Source organism: Halorubrum sp. Ea8, assembly GCF_002252925.1.
In the GTDB taxonomy this organism is placed as follows: Archaea; Halobacteriota; Halobacteria; order Halobacteriales; family Haloferacaceae; genus Halorubrum.
Map to the genome: position 1 here is coordinate 133,485 of NZ_NHPF01000103.1, position 20,243 is coordinate 153,727.

Sequence of the window (20,243 nt, forward strand, 5' to 3'; positions counted from 1 at the left end):
AAGTGAAACGGATGGAGCGATTCCCGGAGGCGCTCGGCGGCCTTCCCGACCCGGTGCTGATCGTCGACACCGACGGCGTCGTCCGCGCCGGCACCCCCCGCGTCGAGCCCGTGCTCGGCTACGGGCCGGCGGAGCTGGAGGGCACCGACGTCGAGCGGTTGCTCTACGACGCCGGCGGCGGCTCGGCCGGCGCCGAGCTGTACGGCCACGTCGCCGACCCGGAGCCGCGGTCCATGGCCGCGAGCCTCGACCTGACGGCGCGGCGGCGGGACGGCACCGAGATCCCCGTCACGATCAGCCTCGGTCCGTTCGAGAGGGCGGGCGAGGCGTACCTGGTCGTCACGGTCGTCGACGTGCGCGAGGAGCGGGCGCGACAGGCGGAGCTCCGGCGCCGAACGCGGACGCTGGAGTCGCTCCACGAGGCGACGCAGGACCTCCTGAAGACGACCGACCGGGAGGTCGCCGCGGAGGCGGCCGTCGAGTACGTCGAGGAGGTGCTCGGCCACCCGATCGCGGGGATCTGGCTGTACGACGAGGGCCGGGACGCGCTGGAGCCGCACGTGTGGACCGACGCGGCCGACGAGGTCGTCGGCGAGCACCCCGTCTTCTCGGCCGACGGGCGGAGCATCTCCTGGCAGGTGTTCGACTCCGGGAAGCCGGAGTACGTCGCCGACATCCGGACGGACCCGGACCGGTACAACCCCGACTCGCCCATCCGGAGCGAGCTCGTGCTCCCGCTCGGGCGCTACGGGATCATCAACGTCGGCGCCACCGAGTCCGACGCGTTCGACGATTCCGACCTCGCGATCGCGCGGATCTGGGCCGCGACGGTGACGATGGTGTTCGTCCGGATCGAGCGGGAGCGACAGCTCCGGGCCCGCGAGGCGGAGGTCGCCCGCGAGCGCGATCGGCTCGAGGAGTTCGCCAGCCTCGTCTCACACGACCTCCGCAACCCCCTCAACGTCGCGGCCGGCAACCTCGAACTGATCCGTACTCGACTGGAGGGTGAGCGGGCGGTCCCGCCGGAGCTCGAGACGGTCGCCCGATCGCTCGACCGGATGGGCGCGCTCGTCGATGACATGCTGACGCTCGCCAAACAGGGCACCGCGATCGACGAGACCGAGGCGGTGTCGCTGTCGGCGCTGGCCGAGGAGTCTTGGGCGAACGTCGACACGGCCGACGCCGAGTTGGTCCTCGCCGACGACCTCCCGCTCCGGGCCGACCGGAGCCGGCTCCGGCAGGCCGTCGAGAACCTGTTCGCCAACGCGGTCGCTCACGGCGGCGCGGGGGTCCGCGTCGAGGTGGGCGCGCTCGACGCCGCCGGCGAGCCCGGCTTCTACGTCGCCGACGATGGGCCCGGTATCCCCGAGGCGGTGCGCGACGAGGCGTTCGACGCGGGCGTGTCGACCGACGAGGACGGGACCGGATTCGGGCTGAAGATCGTCGCGGAGGTCGCCGACGCGCACGGCTGGTCGGTCGACTTCGTCGACGCGACGGGCGGGGGCGCGCGCTTCGAGTTCCGCGGGGTCGAGGCGGCGGACGCCGCCGACCTCCCGGCGGACGGCGGCGCCGACGGCGACGCCGGCGACTGACCGCGACGACTGACCGCTCAGATCCCCTCGAACGACGGGAGGTGCCACGCGGAGACGCCGCTCTCGCCGACGATGACGTCGACGTTGGGGCCGCGGTCGGCGCTCGGCAGCCCGACCTCGATCCGGCCCTGTCCGGTGACGCCGTCGTCCTCCATGCTGGCGGTGACGCGGTAGCCGCCGCGGACGTCGGTGACCTCCAGGAGCTCGACCGCGCTCTCCGGATCGAGCTCGACCGTCGTCGAGAGGACCGGGCCGTCGCTCTCGTCGGTGATATCGCCGCCGACGCCGCCTCCACCGTCCGCAGCGCTCCGCCGGACGACCGTCACGACGAACTCGCGCGGGTCGTCGGTGACGTTGCAGAGCCGGACGCCGAGCGGCGGGGACGCGGTCTCGTCCGGCGGACGACCGGACGCGCCGGTTCCGACCCGCCGCCGCTCGACCGGCATCCGGAGCGTCCTGTCCGGGGCGACGAGGTACGGCACCGGTCGACCGTACAGCTCCCCCACGGACCGGGCGCCGTCGTCCTCGTAGTAGGCCGTACCGGCGTGCTGAGCGGTCGCGAAGTGCTCGTCGCCGGCGGCGTGGTCGAACGTCGCCACGGCGTCGACGGTCACCTCGCTCGCCCCGTCCCTCGCGTGGCGGTTGTGTGCGTGGACCTCTTCGTACTCGGCGACGTACGCCGCGACCGACTCGGGCGTCGGGTCCGCGGGCCGCTCCGGGAGGTCGCGCTCGGCGACCCGCCCGTCGCCGAGCGTGACGAGGTCGGTGCACCCGGCGAGCGCGCTCGCCGCCCCGCCCGCTCCGACGAGGAACGCGCGTCTGTCCATACACCTTCTTCCTCTGACACCTCAAAAGGCCCCCGATGACACAAACGCGCGTTTGTGCGTCGCTCGGGGCGTCGCGTTCGGGTCGCGTCCCGTCGTGCCGCGGTGCGCTATTTATAAATCGAGCGCGTGGTGCGTCACCGCGTCGACGCCGGTCGCCCCGTCGGCGTCCGCCCCGACGTCGAGGGTCGCGACGCGGAACTCGTCGTCCGCGCCGTCGACCGGGATGGGCAGGCCGCCGGGGTTCACCCGGACCGTCCCGCCGCGCTCCTCGACGCCGTGCGCGTGGGTGTGGCCGTGGAACACGTAGTCGTAGTCGCCGCAGTCGACGAGGGCGTCGACGACGACGCCGCTCGTCCCGTGAGTGACCGCGACCTCGACGGCGCCCTCGTCGCCGGCGCGTTCGCCGTCCCCGTCGCCGGCGCTCTCGGTGCTCCCGTCCCCGAACGAGAGCGTTCCGGCCTCGCCGTGGTAGGTGCCGAACGCCTCGACGGTCGTCTGCACCGCCCACTCCCCGTCGTTGTTGCCGCGGACGGCGTGGAAGTCGAAGCCCGCGTCGGGGTCGTCGCCGCCGACGTCGAACGGGGTCACGGAGAAGGGCGCGACGAAGTCGCCGCAGTGGACGACGGCGTCGACGCCCTCGCGGTCGAACAGCGCTACGGCCGCCTCGACGGCGGCGAGGTCGTCGTGGGTGTCGGAGACGATGCCGACGCGCATGGCTTCGCGGTCGCGGCGGAGCCGAATAAATCCGATGGGCGTTCGGATTCGACAATCGCTCCCGGGGGCGTATGAGGGATCAATAGTTTTTGGTACGCTCATTCCGGATCGGAGTGCAATGGTAGAGCACACCCGGACGCTCGACTTCAAAATCGCCTACGCGATCGGGCTCGGGACGATGATCGCGGCGGGGATCTTCTCGCTGTCGGGCACGGCCGTCGCCGAGATCGGGAGTAGCGCAGTGATCGCCTTCGTCCTCGCGGCGGTGGTCGCCGGCCTGACCGCGGCGTCGTACTCCGAGTTCGCGTCGATCTACTCCGAGAACGGCGGCGGCTACCTGTTCTCCTCGCGGACCTTCGAACACGACACGCTGATCTACGTCGTCGGCGCGATGCTGTTCTTGGGCTACACCGGCACGACCGCCTTCTACCTCGCGACGATGGACGAGTGGGTCGTTCGATTCATTCTCCCGGAGTCGCTCCACGTCCTCCCTCACGGGACTTCCGGCGTGCTCGCGGCCCTGCTGCTCGGCGCGCTCAACGCCCGGGGGACCGAGGAGAGCGGGACCTTCCAGCTGTTCGTGACGGGCGCGAAGGTGGCCGTCCTCCTCGCGTTCGTCGGCGGCGCCTTCGCGTTCCGAGGCCCGGCCGTCGCCGTCGGCAACTTCTCGGCCGGGTTCACGACCGACCCGGTCGGGATCGTCACGATCGCCGCGCTGGCGTTCATCACCTTCTTCGGGTTCTCCGCGATCGCCGCGAGCGCCGGGGAGATCATCGAGCCCCGCCGCACGGTCCCGCTCGCGATCGGCGCGAGCATCGTCACAGTGACGGTCCTCTACGCGCTCGTCATCGTCTCGATGGTGAACTCGCCGGTCCCGGCCGAGGTCATCGCCGAGGAGGGCGAGACCGCGATGGGCCGCGTCGCCGCCGGCTTCCTCGGCCCCGCGGGTCGCTCGCTCATCGTCGCCGGCGCCATCTTCAGCATGGTGAGCGCCTCGAACGCGAGCATCCTCGCGGCCAGCGGAATCGGGTCGCTGATGGGTCGGCAGGGCCAGGCGCCGCGGCCGTTCTCGCGCATCCACCGGCAGTACGGCACCCCGTTCTGGAGCGTGACCACCGCGACGGGAGTGATCGTCGCGCTCATCGTCGTCTTCATCGGGCTGTTCCCGGCGGAAGGCGGCGCGGTCCCGTTCGATCTCACGGTGTCGTTGCCGGCGCTCGGGCCGCTCACGCTCACCGACTTGGGGCTGACGACGCTCACCGGATTCGCGACGCTGAACCTGCTGCTGCCGCTCTCCGTGGTCAACATCGCGCTCATCTACTCTCGACGCCGGCACCCGGACCTCGACCGCGGATTCCGTGTCCCGGGCGTTCCGCTGATCCCGATCGTCGGGATTCTCGCGAACGTCGCGCTCATCACTAACCTCCCGGTCAAGGGCGTCATCGTCGGCGTCCTGCTCGTCCTCGGGATGCTCGCGGCGTACCTGATCTGGGGCGGCGAGCCGGACATGGACGAGCTGTACGAAGAGGTCGTCCCGTCGACCGAGCCCGGGGGCCGAGCGGAGACCGAGGGAGCGCCCGAGGCAGAGGTCGGCGCCGAAGAACCCACTGACGTGTCGGCGGGCGCCCCCGAGGTGCCGAGCGAGGACTCGTTCCGCATCCTCGTCCCGGTCGCGCGGCCGGAACGGACCGTCCGGTACGTCCGATTGGCGGCGGCGATCGGCGAGTACCAGCCGGGAGAGACGTTCGTCGACGTGATGACGGTCACGCAGATCCCCGAGCAGACGCCGTACGAGGCGGTCGAGGAGATCACCCGCGGTCGGGTGCGGCGCATCCAGGACCTGCTGGCGGCCGAGGACCTCGACGTGCCCTACGCGGTCGAGGGACACACTTGCCGGGACGTCGGGTTCGACATCGTCCAAACGGCGCGGGACGAGGAGTCGGACCTCGTGTTGATGGGGTACCCCGAGGAGCACACCGAGGTCGCCGAACACGTGGAGTACAAGTCCCCGTGCGGGGTGTTGTTCGCGAGCGGCGTGCTGGAGCCGGAGTCCCTCGACGTGGTCAACATCGGGGCCGGCGGCGGCCCGCACCACATGGACCTGCTCTCGCTCATCGACCGGATGTGCGAGCAGGACGCGGAGATCCACGTCATCAACATCACGCCGGAGGGCGGCGAGGGCCGACCGGAGAACGCTGAGGCGACCGTCTCCGGGCTTCCGCACGCCTCGTCGGTCCGGATCCACAACATCACCGCCCAGACGATCGCCGACGGGCTGGTGGACCAAGCGAGCGAGAACGGCGGTATCCTACTCATCGGGGCCACCCGGACGCGTCGCCTCCGGCGCCGCGTCTTCGGGAGCACCCCCGACAACGTGATCAAACTCGCTCAGGGGAGCGGCGTGCCGGTGTTAGTGTACTCGAGCCCGCGCGGAGTCCAGGGGCCGATCGAGGAGTACGTGTACCCGGTGTACCGGTACCTCAGGGGGATTCAGCGCAGTCCGACGCAGACCGGCGAACCCGAGACGGAGGAGTAGTCCGAGTCGGCGACGCCCGGCTCGTGCGGTCCGGGGATGAACCCCGAAGAAACCCTCCCCGGTTTCCAGACTATATAAATAAACCGGCCGCGGACCGCGTTCTCACACCCTGTGGATCCGGTTTTACCCTTAAGTTAACGCTCCGCTCATGTTCGGCCATGACGAGAGAATGGGACGACAGCGGTCGACGCACGGCTTCCAGACGCGGGTTCCTCTCGGCGGCCGCGGCGCTCGGAACGGTCGGGCTCGCGGGCTGTGGCGCCCCGCGGGCCGAGAGCACCGCGGCGGCGGAGAACGCGGCCGGCGGCGGCGGCGAGGCGGCGGCCGAACAGGTCGCGGAGTGGTCCGGGAGCGACGCCACCGGCGTGGAGACGGACCACCCGTACACGACGCCGCGGACGACCATCGACCTCGACGAGCGGGACGGCGCGATCACGGTGTCCACGACGCCGTGTCGTCACCGGTTGCTCGGCGACGAGACGAAGGGCGGCCCGTGGGAACTGCCCGAGGTCTGGGCGTGGCAGACGCCGGACACGGACCCCAGCGTTCCCGGCCCGCTGCTCCGGGTGACCGAGGGGACCGAGATGGAGATCACCTACGACAACACCGAGCACAACCGGCCGCACACGTTCCACGTCCACGGGCTCTCGAAGAGCTGGATGGACGACGGGGTCCCGACGACGACCGGCCAGCAGGTCGCCCCGGGCGAGGAGCACACCTACGAGATCACCGCGAACCAACCCGGAACGCACCTGTACCACTGTCACTACCAGACGCAGAACCACCTCGACATGGGGATGTACGGCATCCTCCGCGTCGACCCCGAGGGGTACGAGGCGCCCGACAAGGAGGCGTTCATGACGATCAAAGACTGGGACACGCGCCTCTCCGCCTCGATGGCCGGCGGCGACGTCTCGTTCAGTCATCGCGACCGCAACCCCGACGCGTTCACCGTGAACGGTCGCTCCGCGCCGTACACGTTCCACCCCGAGCAGGGGTCGCCGCTGATCGTCGAGGAGGGGGACCGGGTGCGGATCCACTACGTCAACGCCGGCTACGAGTCGCACGCGATGCACACCCACAACCACGGGTTCACCGTCGTCGAGAAGGACGGCGGCGTCATCCCCGAGGCCGCCCGGCACCGCGAGGACGTGATCCCCATCGCGCCCGCGGAGCGGAAGACGATCGAGTTCACCGCCGGCGCCGACCCCGGCGTGTACGCGCTCCACTGCCACAAGGTGAACCACGCGATGAACGGCGACACCTACCCCGGCGGCATGATCGGCGGGATAGTGTACGAGAGCGTCACGGACACCGAGCAGTTCGCGTCCGTGATGGAGATGGCCGGCTACGAGGCCTGACGACGGCCCCCGTGGAATTCTCTGGCGGCCGCCCGGTCAGGCCGAGTCGACGCCGGAGGCGATCTCGGGCGACTCCGACTCGGCACCGGCTTCGTCTCCCCCGCTGCCTTCGCTCTCAGCCTCCCGACGGTTACGGACGGTCAGCGCCGCGAACAGGGCGAACCCGATGGCACGGAGCGTCAAGTCGAGCAGGAGCGCGTCGACGGAGACGCTCACGCCGACGAGCCCGAGCGCGTCGAAGACGGTCTCGGAAAGCAGTCTCGGCGCCATCAGCAGCAGCGAACTGAGTGCGAACACGGCCCGACCGGTGCGGCCGACGCGCGTGTACAGCGTTCCGATGACGGTCGCGCCGAGCGCGATCACCCCGAGGAAGACCCCGACGACGGGAACGACGATCTCGGGGATCGAGTAGGAGAGCTCGGCGAGGTCCTGGAACCCGATCACGCGGTACCGTTCGCGGAGCGGCAGATCGGCGGCGTTCGCCTTCTCGCGCAACAGGACGATCCCCGGTGCGAGGACGAACGCGAAGGGGACGATCGCCTTGTTCAGCGAGAGCGAGAACGCCTTCACGCCGGTCTCGAACGGGTCGGACTTGGCGACCCCGCTGGCGGCGTACGCCGCCACGGCCACCGGCGGCGTGATGTCGGCGATCACGCCGAAGTAGAGGATGAACAGGTGGGCGGCCAGAAGCGGGATGCCGAACTCCACGAGCGGCGTCGCGAGCATCGAGATGAGGATGATGTAGGTGACCGTCGTGGGCATTCCCATCCCGAGGATGATGCTCGAGACGGCCGTCACGAGCAGCATGATCACGATCGATCCGCCCGAGAGCGCCAGCAGCAGCGAGGTCAGGTTCGGACCGAGCCCGGAGACGCTGATGACGCCGGGGATGATCCCCGCGGCCGCGACCGCGACCACGACCGGGACCGCGGTGCGCGCGCCCTGCTCCATCGACGTGACCACGAAGGTGCCGAGCTTGAACGGCTGGCTGTCCTCCAGGTCCCGGCCGGTCCGGTCGCCGACCGTCTCGGCGGCGTCCCGGACCGAGGGGTTCAGATCGAGCAGCGACGCGTCGAGGTCGGGCTTGGACAGCAGCGTGAGCACCCCCGCGAGCATCGCGTACCACTCGATCCCCCTGAACAAGGCGCTGACCGCCTCGGCGGGCGGGAGCCCAGCACCGCCGGATCCGGTGACGAGGCCGACGACGTTCACGCCGGCCACCGCGTAGCTCGCCAGCTCGAGGCCGACGATCGCCGCGAAGACGGCGAGGAGGCGGAGCCGCGTCTCCTCGCTGTACGCCGAGACGAGCGCGATCAGCCCGACGAGCGCCACGAGCGTGAACCACGCCGACCGGGAGACCGAGAGCCGCTCGATGATGAGGTAGTAGAGGAGGAGCGCGATCGGGACCAGGTAGAACCAACCGCGTTTGAGGTGGCTCCAGAGGTCCACGGTGTCCTCGCCGGCCACGCCGCCGATCCCCGCCTGGACCGCCTTGAGGTGAACCATCACCCAGACGCCGAAGAAGAAGACGATCGCCGGGATCGTCGCGATGATGATGATGTCGGCGAACGGGGTCGCCGTGTACTGGACCATCAGGAAGGCGGCCGCACCCATCACGGGCGGGAGGATCTGCCCGCCGGAGGACGCGGACGCCTCGACGGCGCCGGAGAACTCGGGCGAGTAGCCCGACCGCTTCATCAGCGGGATCGTGAACGCGCCGGTCGTGACCGTGTTGGCGATCGACGACCCCGAAATCGTTCCCATGAACCCGCTGGCGAGGATGCTCGCCTTGGCCGGGCCGCCTTTGCGGCCCCCGGTGAGCGCGTACGCCAGGTCGATGAACCACTGGCCCGCCCCGCTCATCTCGAGGAACGACCCGAACAGGATGAAGATGTAGATGAAGCTCACCGACACCGTCACCGGAATGCCGAACACACCGTTCTCGGTGTTGTACCAGAGGTTCTGAACGATGTCCGGCCAGGTGAGTTCCGGGATCGCGAGCAGCCCGAGGAAGGGCGTGCCCGTGCTGATGAGGTACCCCCAGCGGGCGTAGACGATGAACGTGGCGACGATGATCATCAGCGGGAGGCCGAGCGTCCGGCGGGTGGCCTCCAACACCAGCAGGACGCCGGTCACGCCCAGGATCATCGCGTAAGAGTATTCGCTCACGAAGGGGACGCCGCCGAGCAGCGGTTGGAGGAACGCGTACACCTCGGTGATCGGTCGTCCCGAGTCGACCCCGAAGACGCGCATGTTCTGGATCTCGGCGAACTCCGTCAGGAAGTAGAACGCCGACAGGAACGCCGCGACGATGAACACCAGGTCGACCGGAGCCACCCGGTCGCGGTCGGGGTCGAGGAACGCCCAGCGCACCCCCGCCCGACCCCGTTCGAGCAGCCGCGTGACGGGATTCTCCTCACCGAGGCGCCGGGACGCCGCCGGCGCGATCCGACCGAACGCCTGCGCGACGAACCCGTCACCGGTGCTCACCGGGAACAGCAGGAAGGTGAGCACGAGCGCGAAGGCGACGTGGATCGCGTTCGCCTGCAGGAGCTGGAGCGAGACCTGCCAGGGGGCGAGCGAGATCCCCGCGAACTCGACGGTCGGAAGCCAGACCGTGAAGGTGAAGCTCCGCGCGGCGAGGAACAGCTGAAAGACCGAAAACGCGATCCCGATCGCCGCGACCGCCACCGCGGCGGCCCCTCGCAGCGATCGGCGGCGCTCGATCTCCTGGATCAGCTCGTCCGCCTCCTCGCGGGAGATCTCCTCGTCCGTCCCGTCGTCAGGCGGGGCGCCAGTGCCCGGGTCGTCGCCCCCTGGCCCGTTGCCCTCGGGGCCGCCGTCGTTCGGGTCGTCGATACCGCCGTCCGTTCGATGGGTCGTGGTCATTGGATCATCTCGAGAAGCGACCGTCGTTCGATGTGTAATCTCACGTCGTTGCCGTCCGTCACCGCGACGAGGTCGTATCGCCGGTCATCGACGATCAGCGTGTGGTCGGCGATCCGCCCCGGCGAGACGGAGAGCTCGTCGAGCACCGTGATCGGCTCGTCGGGCTCGTAGACGAGCGTCCCGTTCACGTTCGTGACGTTGACGCGCGCGGGCAGCCCCCACCCGTAGGACTCGAACTCCATCCGGGTGTTCACGAGCGTCTCCCCGTCGACGCGGTACTCGTCGTACACCCGGGACTTCTCGACGCTGTGGGTGTACTCGAGGGCGACCGTGCTCCCGTCGCTCACCTCCGCCGTGACGTACCGCTCGCCCGTCTCGATGTCCTCGACGACGAGGACGGCCCCGACCGGAGCGGTCGCCGCGGCGACGGCGATCGCGAGCACGCCGATCGCGAGGATCGCGGCACCGACGTTCGGCTGAGAAAGGCGGCCCATGTCTTCGAGTGATTCCGGTGGTGTCGAGTTCGGACAGCTCGTGAAGCAGTTTCAAACAGGGCACGACCGGCCGTCGGCGGCGCGGTCCCCCGCGATCGACCGGGGCGCGTCCCGCAGTGGAACCGATACGACTCGCCCGCGGCTCCCTCCGAGCGGACGGCCCGCGTCGGGACCGTCGTCGGAGCGCCTACGCGTCGAAGTAGGCCGCGGCTCCCTCGTGCAGCTCGATGGACATCCCGTCCTGCGCGCTGTCGACGGTGATGAAGTCGGTCTTGATCGTGAGCTCGCCGAGGTTGTCGAAGATGGCCGCGGTGACCGTCTCGACCGTGTCGGCCGGCACTCCGGCGTTCGTGGCGATCATCGCCTGCACGGCGACGGTCTCGACGTCCTCCTCGACGCCGGTGTAGGTGCCGCCGGGGATGGTGTCGTTCGCGAACCAGGAGGCGTCCTCCTTGACGGCCTCGCGGTTGTCGCCGCTGATCGGGACGATCTCGATGTCGTTCGTGTTCGCGAGGTCCTCGATCGCGCCGACCGGCCAGCCGCCGACGACGAAGGCGGCGTCGATGTCGCCGTTGGCGAGCTGTTCGGACGCCTGCGAGAAGCCGGCGTTCTGCTCGTTGTAGTCGGTGATGCCGACGGATTCGAGGATCTGTAGCGCGTTGACCTGCGTCCCCGACCCGAGGTCGCCGGTGTTGATCGTCGCGCCGCTGAGGTCCCCCACGGAGGAGATGTCGTTCTCCGCCAGCGTGACGAGCGTGATCGTCTCCGGGTACAGCGTCGCGACGCCCCGGAGGTTCTCGATCGCGTTGTCCTGGAAGGCGTCGATGCCCGTCCCGTTCTTCGCGAAGGAGGCGATGTCGTTCTGGATCAGCGCGAAGTCGGCCGACCCGTCGGCGAGGCTGCCGACGTTCTCGACGCTCGCGCCCGTCGACTGGACGTTCAGCGAGAAGTCGGTGTTCGCCTCGACGATGGTCTTGACCTCGTTCGAGAGCGGGAAGTAGGTCCCGCCGGTCCCGCCCGCGTGCCAGCTCAGGCGGCTTCCGCCGTCGCCGCCGTCGCCGCCGTCGGACCCGTCGGACCCGTCAGAGCCGTCGCCACCGTCGGACCCGTCAGAGCCGTCGCCACCGTCAGAGCCGTCGCCGCCGTCTCCCGAACAGCCCGCGATGCCGACGAGACCGGCGGCAGCGGCTCCTTTAAGAATTTTACGTCGATCGATGCTCTCTGTGTTGTAATCGTCCGGCATAGTTTTACGATCCGATCACTTCCGTATGTATCTGTCGGACGACTCTCAGTGGAGCATCCGCGGTTTAAATACGGCGATACAAGCACGTACCGGACGTTTCTGCCGCTAAAAGCCGGTTCCCGTTTCGACGCCCGGCGGATCCGGGGCGCGCCGTGAGAACCGGTGCGCCGGCTCGGTCGTCTAGGCCTGCTCCGCGCCGTAGACGACGTTGACGCTGACGCGGACGCTCACGTCGCCGGTCTCGACCCCGGTCGCGGCGTCGCCGCCGTCGCCGCCCCCGGCCATCGCGGACTCGGCGACCCGGTACGGCGTCACTCCGGCGTCCGCGGTCGAGACGCGGTACGCGCCGGTGACCTCGAGCCCGCTGGAGTTCGCGAGCACGGCCGCGTCGCCGTCGGCGTTCGCCATCGCGTTCTCGATCGCCTGCGCGCGCACCTCGCGCTCGCGCTCCTCGCTCAGCCCGAACTCGATGCGCTCCACCTCGTCGGCGCCCCCGTCGATCGCGACGTCGATGACTTCCCCGACCGCGTCCACGTCGTCGATCGTCAGCGCGTAGCTGTGGACGCCCTGATACGTCGTCCGATCCGGATTGTCCCGCGTCTCGTAGGACTCGCGCACGTCGTAGCGCTCGGTCCGGATGTCGTCCTCGGTGAGCCCCCAGTCGGTCAGCGCCGCCCGGAGCGACTCGTCCGCGGCGGAGAGCTCGTCGCGGACCGCCGCCGAGTCGTCGCCCGTCGCGGTCACCGCCACGCGGATCGTGGCGCGGTCCGGCTCGGCCGTGGCCTCGCCGTCCGCCGTCACTTCGATGCTCCTGTCGAGCGCCGGTTCCTCCCCCGGGGCCGCGTTCGCGGCGGTCCCCGCGTCTCCCGTCGAGCCGGGGAGTCCCGCGCAGCCCGCCAGCGCGACGAGCAGCACGAGCCCGGCCGCGGTCATCAGTCTTCGGTCCATGTGCGAGCCGTCGCCGGGAACCAACAATAAGTCGCCGGTGAGACAAAGAGCCGTTTGCGCTATCGGGCGCGTCGCCCCGCGCCGCGATCGATCACGCCGCGTCGTCCGTCGCGTCTCTGCGGCCGTCCGCTTTCTCCCCGTCCGCCTCCTCGTCGTCCGAGTCGTCGTGGTCGGTGACGACCGAGGGCTCCGGCGGGGCCCCGTCGCTCCCGTCGCCGCCCGCCTCCTCGTCGTCCGGACCGACGTGGTCGGTGATCACCGTCGACTCGCTCGGCTCGTCGTCGGGGCGCTGCTCTGTGGCCCCCTCGTCGGCGGCGTCTCCACCGTCGTCAGAGCCGACGGCCGCGAGCGGTGCGGGGCCGGAATCGTCCGGGCCGGAGAGCTCGGCGCCCCGCGACGCGCCGTCGTCGCGCTCGACGCCGCCGTCGGGCGGCCCGGTCACCCGCCGTCCCGATCCGAACAGCCGATCGCGGATCGAGCGGCTGCTGGGGCGCTCGGCGAGCAGCACCGAGCAGTCGACGTCGTGGATCACGTCCAGGTGCAGCGAGTCCGAGACGAGCCTGGAGAGGAGCCCCTTCTCCGTCGCGCCGATGATGACGAGGGTGGTGTTCTCTGCCTCGCGCGCGATGGCGCCCTCGACGTCGCCGCCGTCGTCGACGATCTTGTTCGCGCCCGCGAGGTCGTTTTCCGCCGCCCAGTTGGTGAGGAACCCCTCGCCAGCGGCGCGGTCCTCCGGGCCGTCGACGACGTGTAGCAGCGACACCTCGGCGCCGGCGGTCCGCGAGAGCACGCTCGCGACCTCCGCGCCGAGCCCGGAGTCCGGCCCCCCGGAGGTGGGGAGGAGGACCCGCGAGGTGTCGAGGTCGCTCTCGCTCAGGATGAGGAAGTCGCAGGGGAGCTGGTTGGTGAGCTCGTCGATCGGGCGCTCCGCGCGGGCGGCGCTCCACAGCTGGTCCTCGCCCCAGCCCATCAGCACGGCCTCCGGGCGGGTCCGGCGGGCCATGTTGAACACCTCCTCGAACGACCGGTGCGAGACGACGGTCGACGTCGAGACGTCGACGTCGTACCCCTCGGCGGTGTCGCGGAGCCCGGCCATTCCCTCCTCCGAGACGTCGGCGATCCGGCCCGCGCCGGCCGACAGCGACATCCGCTCCGGCGCCTGGACGACGTGGACGATGTGGACGAGCCCGTCCTCGTGGTCGCTGGCGAGCCGGCTCGCCAGTTCGATCATGGGGCCGTCGGTCCGCGGGTTCGTGATCGGCACCATGATCCGGTACCCCTCGTTGGCGAACAGCGTGGCCTCCGTGGCGTCCAGGATGGGGACGTACGAGCGCCCCGCGGCCCGACCGAGCACCCACTCGGGCACCGTCAGCCGGCGGGTCATCCCCTCGAAGCGCGCCTCCTCTAACCGCTCCTCGCTGGTCTGGAAGTAGTTCACGAGTGTGACGAGCACCACCCCGCCGATCGTGTTCCCGAGCAGCACCGGGAGGACGAAGCCGCCGAGCCCGCCGAGAAGAGTGATGCCGCCGGTGTACAGCCCGAGCTGCTGTGCGAACAGCAGGTACAGCACCTCGGTGAACGAGACGACGACGTGGTAGAGGTTCCCGAGCGGGATCGCGAGGAACGCGAGGTAGACGACGAGCAGTCGGGTGACGGAGTTGGTGGAGGCGAAGCCGACCCAGACGACGCCGGCGACGATGAGGCCGGCCATCGCGGCCTTGAAGAAGAGCGGCCAGAAGCCGACGTCGAGCCCGCCGGTCGAGATGTAGATCGCGGACTCGACGGCGCCCTCCTCGGAGAAGACGCCGCCGTACGAGAGCACGACCGCGCCGAACGCGCCCCCGGTGAAGTTCCCGGCGAGGACGATCCCCCAGTGACGCAGCAGCGTCGGCAGGCTGGCGAGCCGTTCCAGCGTCAGCGCCACCGGCGGCAGCGTGTTCTCGGTGTACAGCTGGTAGCCGCCGATGATGATGTAGACGAAGCCGAGCGGATAGAGGAGGACGCTCAGTATCGGGTGGCCGTCGGTGGCGGCGGTCAGCGAGACGTACAGCATGAACGTGATCGTGATCGCCAGCCCCGCGGCGACGCCGCTGAAGAACAGCTCGCGCCCGCCCGAGGTCACCTCCTCGTCCGCGGCGGCGACGATCCGCTGGAACACCTCGTCCGACGAGAAGCGGTCCCGGACCGCCTCGCCGACCGCCGGCGCCCCGCTCCGGGAGCGCTCGACGACCTCGCGCATCGAATCGTCGTCGGGCCGTTTCGAATCGGTCACTGTCCCTACCGTCTGCGGCGCTGTTAAAAAGTACTTCCTCTTCCGCCAGTGGCCGTCAGAACCGTCGAACGTCACGTTTCGCCACTGATATCCCCGCATTTCCGCACGAACGCGCGACGGGCACGCCCGAACGTCCGGAACGCGCGCCGCGCGCCGCGGCGTCAGGCGCGCTCGATCGTCACGAGCCGCACCTCCACCCGGACGTCCTCGCCGATCGTCGCCTCGATCCGGCGGTCGAGCGCCTCGGCGATCCCCCCGACGCCGACGCCCGGCGGCGCCCCGACCGTGACCACCACGCGCTCGGTGTCGAGCGGCGGGACGCTCCCGCCCCGCTCGACCTCGAGTTCGATCAGCTCCATCCCGGCGTCCATCGCGGCCAACTCGTCGCTCGCGGCGGTTCGGATGTCCGACTCGGTCGTGGAGGCGACGTACGAATCGTAGGTGACGCCGCCGAGGAACACCGACAGCACCGCGATGGCGGCGACGAGGATCGCGGCGCGCTTCACGAAGGCGGCGCGCGCGTCGTCCTCGCGGAACCACCGCTGCGGCCGATACCCCTCGTACCACAGCATCACCAGCGCGGAGAGGTTGATCGAGAGGACGTTCACCGCGACGATCACGCCCGCGCCGACCACGAGCCGGGGGATCCGAAACGCGATCCCGATGCCGACGGCGGCCGCCGGCGGGATGAGCGCCACCGCGATCATCACGCCGACCAGCGTCGCGGAGACGCCCGTCATCAGCGAGACGATCCCGGCGATCCCGGCGCCGATCGCCACGACGAGCACCAGGACGTTCGGGGCGAGCCGCTCCGACACCTCGGCGAGTTCGAGCGGGTTGAGCCCGGGCGGCACTAAGGCGAAGGTCCGCAGGACGAACGCGAACAGCGTCGCGGCCGCGACCGCGACGACGACCCCGAGCACCTGCATCCGCACGCCGCGCCTGAACATGTCCTCGTCGTCGACGACGGTGCCGATCGCGGCCGACATCGCGGGACCGATCAGGGGAGCGATAACCATCGACCCCACGACCGTCGCCGGCGAGTCGAGCAGGAGGCCGGCTGTCGCGATCACCGCCGAGATGACGGTCATCAACACGTACGTGCCGACACCGGACGCGAGGTCGTCCGCCTTCGCCTGTAGCTCCTCCCGGGAGATCCGGTCGCCCCCGCGCTCGGATTCCCGCTCGTACTCCTCCTCGAGCGCCTCGAACCGCCGGGAGATGACCGTCTCGGCTGCGACGATGACCGTGTAGGTGCTCTCGTCTATCCCCGCCTCGCGGAGGCGTTCGAGGACGGGCTCGACCGCGGCGGTCGGGAGCGGGAACGTCGCGACCGCCGTGTACTCGCGCCCGCTCGTCTCGTCGGTGACGACGTAGTCCACGCCCTCGTCGTCGAGCGCCCGGACCACGGCCGCGCGCTTCCCCGCCGGGATCATGACCTGAACGAGTCGCACGGTGGGGGGGTCACGCCGCCGGTGCTTATAACGGGCGGTGGGGGATGTCGGCCCGTCCCTCGGCGGTCTCGCGAGAAACGGAACTTTAATGCGCGAATCCCTCGCACCTTCGGACAAGAATGCTCTCGCCGCTGGCTATCGACACGTTCCTGCTCGATTACCATCTCGGGCACGTCATACTGCTCGGGTTCATCGTCTCGCTGCTCGGAGCCGCGCCGCTGAAGTCCCAGCGCGTGATCGCCTCCGTCTTCGGCGGCTTCGGGCTGATCTTCCTCGTCGCGCCGTACACGACGATGCCCAAGACGTACATCCTGATCGGTATCCCGCTGATCCTCATCGGCACGCTGCTGTGGACGATGGCCGACAGCTGACCGGCGCGCGACTCGTTTCAGGCGTCTCCGCTCTCCTCGCTCGTTCCCCGCCCAGCGGCGCGGTCGGAGGCGGTCGCCGATCCCGTCCGTCGTTGTTCGATCCCGCTCCTTTTTGCACCCCGGGCGACACTCCTCGCCATGGTCACGGTACGGGCACCCGCCACGAGCGCGAACCTCGGTAGCGGGTTCGACGTGTTCGGCGCGGCCCTCACCCGGCCGGCGGACGTCGTCACCGTCGAGAAGGCGGCGGAGACGACGATCGAGGTCACCGGGGTCGGCGCGCAGTACATCCCGGAGGACCCCGAGAAGAACACCGTCGGCGCGGTCGTCGAGGCCCTCGACGCGCCGGCGCGCATCCACATCGACAAGGGGGTCCGCCCGGCCTCCGGGCTCGGTTCCTCGGCCGCCAGCGCGGCCGGCGCCGCGGTCGCGCTCAACCGGCTGTACGACCGGGGGCTCTCCCGCTCGGAGCTGGTCCCGATCGCCGCGGAGGGGGAGGCGGTCGTCTCCGGCGTCGCCCACTCCGACAACGTCGCCCCCTCGATCCTCGGCGGGTTCACGGTGACGACGAGCGAGGCGACCCACGCGGTCGACGCCGCGGTCCCCCTCGTCGTCTGTCTCCCGGACGTTGCGGTCTCCACTCGGGACGCGCGTCGGGTCGTCCCCGAGAGCGCGCCGATGGAGGACCTCGTCGAGACGGTCGGCAACGCGGCGACGCTCGCGATCGGGATGTGCCGCTCCGACCCCGACCTCGTCGGCGCCGGCATGTCCGACCCGGTCGTCACCCCGGAGCGCGCCCGCCTGATAACGGGCTACGACGAGGTGCGCGCCGCCGCCTTCGACGCCGGGGCGACGGGCGTCACCGTCAGCGGCGCCGGGCCCGCGATCATCGCCGTCTGCCGCGAGGACCGCCGGCGAGGAGTCGCCGCCGCGATGCTCGACGCCTTCTCCGGCGCCGGGATAGACGCCCGCGCCTACCAGACCCGGATCGGAAAAGGGTCGACGGTGTTGGAGGGGTAGGCGATCCGGCGGTGACCGGACGCCGGGTCGTCGACGGCGAGCCGCCGGCTCGTCGGCCACGAGCCGCGCTCAACAGTTGTTCTCGATCTCCGCGGTGTCCCAGACCCTGTCGACGAACGCTTCTCGGCCGAGCTCTCCGCGATCGAACGCCGCCGCGGCCTCGGCGCAGACGTGCCACGTCCCGGTCGTGCACTCGTGGAGCGAGGTGGCCCACAGCGACACGCCGTCCGGCGGGTTCGACGCGAACGCCGCGGACAACGCCGAGATCTCTCCTCGAAACCGGTCCTCCCCGGCGTGGGGGGCGCCGCGATACCTGAGCTCCCAGACGTCTCCGCCTTCATCGAACCCGACCCGCTCGGTGCCGTCGTCGTCCGTGAACCGGGTCAGCCCGTCGGTCTCCGCCTCGACGGCGGCCAAGAGCTCTCGGGCACCGGGGCTCTCGGGGGTCTCGTTCGCCGCGAGGAACCGCTCCTCGTCGTCGCCGGCGGTCGCCGGGTCCTGCGCACAGCCCGTCCCGGGGGTCTCGGCGCCGTCGCCGGCGGTTCCCCCGTCCTCATCGGGGGCTCCCCGGGTACACCCCGCGAGCGTCGCCGCGAGACACCCCGCGACTCCGGAGAGGCAGCCTCGTCGGTTCATACGCTTGCTATTTCGCCTCCGGTGAGTAATAGTTCCGGTCGCTAAAACGTCCGTTTTGGCTTCAGTGACGGCGATTCACACATATCCGGCGCTCCCGTCGTCCGCGGAACCCGCACCGAAATCGAAGCTCGCTACTTAAACGCCGCGGCCCTGCAGCTTCTCCTCCTCGGGCATGTCCTCGTTGGACTGGCCCTTCATGCCCTTGCCGGTGCCGCTCGCGATCCGGGCGAGCTCCTCGGGGTCGTCCCAGTTGTTGACGGCCTCGACGACGGCGGTGCCCATCGCCGCGGGGTCCTCCGCGCCGAAGATGCCGGAGCCGACGAAGATGCCGTCACAGCCGTGGTACATCATCAGCGCCGCGTCGGCCGGGGTCGCGATCCCGCCGGCGGCGAAGTTGACGACCGGGAGCCGACCGGCCTCTGCGGTCTCGTGGACCAGGTCTCGGGGAGCGCCGTGCTCGCGGGCCCACTTCTCGCGCTCCTCGTAGTTGAGGCCGGTGAGCGTCCGGATCTGGTTTTTGATGGTGCGCTGGTGTTGAACGGCCTGGTTGACGTCGCCGGTGCCGGCCTCGCCCTTCGTGCGGATCATCGCCGCGCCCTCGCGGATGCGACGGAGCGCCTCGGGGAGGTTGCGGGCCCCGCAGACGAACGGCGACGCGAAGTCGCGCTTGTCGGTGTGGTACTCGTCGTCGGCGGGCGTCAGCACCTCCGACTCGTCGATCATGTCGACGCCGAGCGCCTCCAGGATCTCGGACTCCTTCCGGTGGCCGATGCGCGACTTCCCCATCACCGGGATCGAGACCTCGTCGATGACCTCGGGGACCCGCTCGGGGTCGGGCATCCGGGCGACGCCGCCGCGCTTACGGATGTCCGCCGGGACGTGCTCCAGCACCATCACGGCGACCGCGCCGGCGTCCTCCGCGATGCGGGCCTGTTCGCGGTTGACGACGTCCATGATAACGCCGCCCTTCTGCATCAGCGCGAAGCCGCGCTTGACCAGTTCGGTCCCCCGCTTCAGCTCCTCCAGATCGGTGGCCTCTGCCATACTGGATCCGTGGGTCGCCGGGCACTTAACGGGTCGCTTTCGCCGGGATACCGATTCGCTCGGCGGCCGGGATTCGACCCCGAAACCCCGCCGTTCGTCGCCACCGCAACGCCGAAGTCATCGGCCGTCGCAGATCCGGCCATGACGACCGGAGCCATCGTCGCCGGCGGTCGCTCGACCCGCTTCGGCGACCGCGACAAGTCAGTCGCCGCGCTCGCCGGAACCCCCATGATCCGACGGGTGGCGGACCGGCTCGCGGGGCGGGGGGACCCGGTCCCGCCGGGCGCGGCCCGCGCCGCGGGCGGCGACCCCGTCGTCGACGACCTCGTGATCAACTGCCGGCCGGACCAGCGCGAGGCGATCGCGGCCGCCGTGGAGGGGGTCGCGCTCCCGGTGACGTGGGCGCTCGACGACGAGCCCGACCTCGGGCCGACGGCCGGGATCCGCAACGCCTGCCGGGCCGCCCCCTCGGCGTACGTCGCCGTCGTCGCCTGCGACATGCCGTTCGTCGACCCGGGGTTCCTCGCGTCTCTCCGCGAGGACGCGGCGGGGCGCGAGGCGGCGGTCCCGCGGCTCGACGACCGATGGCTTCAGACGACGCAGGCGGTCTACCATGCCGACGCGATGGCCGACGCCTGCGACCGCGCGCTCGCCCGCGGCGACCGGAAGGTACTGGCGGCGCTGGACGAGCTGGACCGCGTCGTCGTCGGCGACGAGGCGATCCGCTCGCGGACGACGGAACGGACGTTCACGAACGTTAACACGCGAGAGGAGCTGTCGGCGGCGGCGGACGCGGTCGCGGAGGCGATCGAGACGGCGGCCGACGGCGACACCGACGGTCG

General features: G+C 70.5%; 16 protein-coding genes. 6 read left to right on the plus strand and 10 right to left on the minus strand.

Going from position 1 to position 20,243, the window contains the following annotated elements; genetic code table 11:
* Positions 1–11 precede the first annotated feature (11 nt).
* Positions 12–1,592 (plus strand): GAF domain-containing protein, encoded by a 1,581-nt coding sequence (locus DJ74_RS12235; RefSeq protein ID WP_094527415.1) that lies wholly within the window; start codon positions 12–14, stop codon positions 1,590–1,592.
* 17 nt (positions 1,593–1,609) lie between these two features.
* Here the strand turns inward: DJ74_RS12235 and DJ74_RS12240 are convergent, their stop codons facing one another.
* Positions 1,610–2,419, minus strand: coding sequence for a hypothetical protein (locus tag DJ74_RS12240; RefSeq protein ID WP_094527416.1), 810 nt, complete (start codon positions 2,417–2,419; stop codon positions 1,610–1,612).
* Positions 2,420–2,530: 111 nt separating this feature from the next.
* On the minus strand, positions 2,531–3,133 hold the full coding sequence (locus DJ74_RS12245) for a YfcE family phosphodiesterase (protein WP_094527417.1): 603 nt from the start codon (positions 3,131–3,133) through the stop codon (positions 2,531–2,533).
* 118 nt (positions 3,134–3,251) lie between these two features.
* Between DJ74_RS12245 and DJ74_RS12250 the strand changes: the two genes are divergently transcribed.
* Together DJ74_RS12250 and DJ74_RS12255 are read left to right on the plus strand one after the other, a co-directional pair.
* Positions 3,252–5,669 (plus strand): amino acid permease, encoded by a 2,418-nt coding sequence (locus DJ74_RS12250; protein WP_094527418.1) that lies wholly within the window; start codon positions 3,252–3,254, stop codon positions 5,667–5,669.
* Positions 5,670–5,827: 158 nt separating this feature from the next.
* A complete protein-coding gene (locus DJ74_RS12255) occupies positions 5,828–7,030 on the plus strand; it encodes a multicopper oxidase domain-containing protein (protein ID WP_094527419.1) in 1,203 nt (400 codons plus the stop codon).
* A gap of 36 nt (positions 7,031–7,066) precedes the next feature.
* Here DJ74_RS12255 and DJ74_RS12260 read toward each other — a convergent pair whose 3' ends face one another.
* From DJ74_RS12260 to DJ74_RS12285, 6 genes are all read right to left on the minus strand, one after another.
* Entirely contained in the window at positions 7,067–9,919 is a 2,853-nt protein-coding gene (locus tag DJ74_RS12260) for a TRAP transporter permease (RefSeq protein ID WP_094527420.1), read from the minus strand.
* Positions 9,916–10,413 carry a DUF1850 domain-containing protein gene (locus DJ74_RS12265; protein WP_094527421.1) on the minus strand — a complete coding sequence of 166 codons (498 nt, stop codon included), beginning with the start codon at positions 10,411–10,413 and terminating at the stop codon, positions 9,916–9,918. The genes DJ74_RS12260 and DJ74_RS12265 overlap by 4 nt, the downstream gene beginning before the upstream one ends.
* 187 nt (positions 10,414–10,600) lie before the next feature.
* Positions 10,601–11,656 (minus strand): TAXI family TRAP transporter solute-binding subunit, encoded by a 1,056-nt coding sequence (locus DJ74_RS12270; protein ID WP_094527422.1) that lies wholly within the window; start codon positions 11,654–11,656, stop codon positions 10,601–10,603.
* Positions 11,657–11,836: 180 nt separating this feature from the next.
* Positions 11,837–12,604 (minus strand): SIMPL domain-containing protein, encoded by a 768-nt coding sequence (locus DJ74_RS12275; protein ID WP_094527423.1) that lies wholly within the window; start codon positions 12,602–12,604, stop codon positions 11,837–11,839.
* Positions 12,605–12,695: 91 nt separating this feature from the next.
* On the minus strand, positions 12,696–14,843 hold the full coding sequence (locus DJ74_RS12280; RefSeq protein ID WP_176451346.1) for a formate/nitrite transporter family protein: 2,148 nt from the start codon (positions 14,841–14,843) through the stop codon (positions 12,696–12,698).
* Between the two features lie 194 nt (positions 14,844–15,037).
* Positions 15,038–16,312 carry a TIGR00341 family protein gene (locus DJ74_RS12285; protein ID WP_094527431.1) on the minus strand — a complete coding sequence of 425 codons (1,275 nt, stop codon included), beginning with the start codon at positions 16,310–16,312 and terminating at the stop codon, positions 15,038–15,040.
* A 137-nt stretch (positions 16,313–16,449) separates the two neighbouring features.
* Between DJ74_RS12285 and DJ74_RS12290 the strand changes: the two genes are divergently transcribed.
* Together DJ74_RS12290 and DJ74_RS12295 are read left to right on the plus strand one after the other, a co-directional pair.
* Positions 16,450–16,701, plus strand: a complete 252-nt coding sequence (locus DJ74_RS12290; RefSeq protein ID WP_094524165.1) for a hypothetical protein — start codon at positions 16,450–16,452, stop codon at positions 16,699–16,701.
* Between the two features lie 138 nt (positions 16,702–16,839).
* Positions 16,840–17,721: a homoserine kinase gene (locus tag DJ74_RS12295; protein WP_094524164.1), complete on the plus strand. Its 882-nt coding sequence runs from the start codon at positions 16,840–16,842 to the stop codon at positions 17,719–17,721.
* 69 nt (positions 17,722–17,790) lie between these two features.
* Here DJ74_RS12295 and DJ74_RS12300 read toward each other — a convergent pair whose 3' ends face one another.
* Positions 17,791–18,357 carry a hypothetical protein gene (locus DJ74_RS12300; protein WP_094524163.1) on the minus strand — a complete coding sequence of 189 codons (567 nt, stop codon included), beginning with the start codon at positions 18,355–18,357 and terminating at the stop codon, positions 17,791–17,793.
* A 135-nt stretch (positions 18,358–18,492) separates the two neighbouring features.
* On the minus strand, positions 18,493–19,401 hold the full coding sequence (pdxS, locus tag DJ74_RS12305) for a pyridoxal 5'-phosphate synthase lyase subunit PdxS (RefSeq protein WP_094524162.1): 909 nt from the start codon (positions 19,399–19,401) through the stop codon (positions 18,493–18,495).
* A 141-nt stretch (positions 19,402–19,542) separates the two neighbouring features.
* On the opposite strand from pdxS, the gene DJ74_RS12310 reads away from it, so the two are divergent.
* A partial coding sequence (locus DJ74_RS12310; protein ID WP_094527425.1) for a molybdenum cofactor guanylyltransferase occupies positions 19,543–20,243 on the plus strand: 701 nt, incomplete at its 3' end.

Bases quoted from the DNA above. Each gene is read 5' to 3' on its own strand.
- DJ74_RS12260 (WP_094527420.1), bottom strand. From the start codon at position 9,919: ATGACCACGACCCATCGAACGGACGGCGGTATCGACGACCCGAACGAC.
- DJ74_RS12295 (WP_094524164.1), top strand. From the start codon at position 16,840: ATGGTCACGGTACGGGCACCCGCCACGAGCGCGAACCTCGGTAGCGGG.
- DJ74_RS12290 (WP_094524165.1), top strand. From the start codon at position 16,450: ATGCTCTCGCCGCTGGCTATCGACACGTTCCTGCTCGATTACCATCTC.
- pdxS (WP_094524162.1), bottom strand. From the start codon at position 19,401: ATGGCAGAGGCCACCGATCTGGAGGAGCTGAAGCGGGGGACCGAACTG.
- DJ74_RS12275 (WP_094527423.1), bottom strand. From the start codon at position 12,604: ATGGACCGAAGACTGATGACCGCGGCCGGGCTCGTGCTGCTCGTCGCG.
- DJ74_RS12240 (WP_094527416.1), bottom strand. From the start codon at position 2,419: ATGGACAGACGCGCGTTCCTCGTCGGAGCGGGCGGGGCGGCGAGCGCG.
- DJ74_RS12250 (WP_094527418.1), top strand. From the start codon at position 3,252: ATGGTAGAGCACACCCGGACGCTCGACTTCAAAATCGCCTACGCGATC.
- DJ74_RS12245 (WP_094527417.1), bottom strand. From the start codon at position 3,133: ATGCGCGTCGGCATCGTCTCCGACACCCACGACGACCTCGCCGCCGTC.
- DJ74_RS12235 (WP_094527415.1), top strand. From the start codon at position 12: ATGGAGCGATTCCCGGAGGCGCTCGGCGGCCTTCCCGACCCGGTGCTG.
- DJ74_RS12285 (WP_094527431.1), bottom strand. From the start codon at position 16,312: ATGATCCCGGCGGGGAAGCGCGCGGCCGTGGTCCGGGCGCTCGACGAC.
- DJ74_RS12255 (WP_094527419.1), top strand. From the start codon at position 5,828: ATGACGAGAGAATGGGACGACAGCGGTCGACGCACGGCTTCCAGACGC.
- DJ74_RS12270 (WP_094527422.1), bottom strand. From the start codon at position 11,656: ATGCCGGACGATTACAACACAGAGAGCATCGATCGACGTAAAATTCTT.
- DJ74_RS12280 (WP_176451346.1), bottom strand. From the start codon at position 14,843: ATGCGCGAGGTCGTCGAGCGCTCCCGGAGCGGGGCGCCGGCGGTCGGC.
- DJ74_RS12265 (WP_094527421.1), bottom strand. From the start codon at position 10,413: ATGGGCCGCCTTTCTCAGCCGAACGTCGGTGCCGCGATCCTCGCGATC.
- DJ74_RS12300 (WP_094524163.1), bottom strand. From the start codon at position 18,357: ATGAACCGACGAGGCTGCCTCTCCGGAGTCGCGGGGTGTCTCGCGGCG.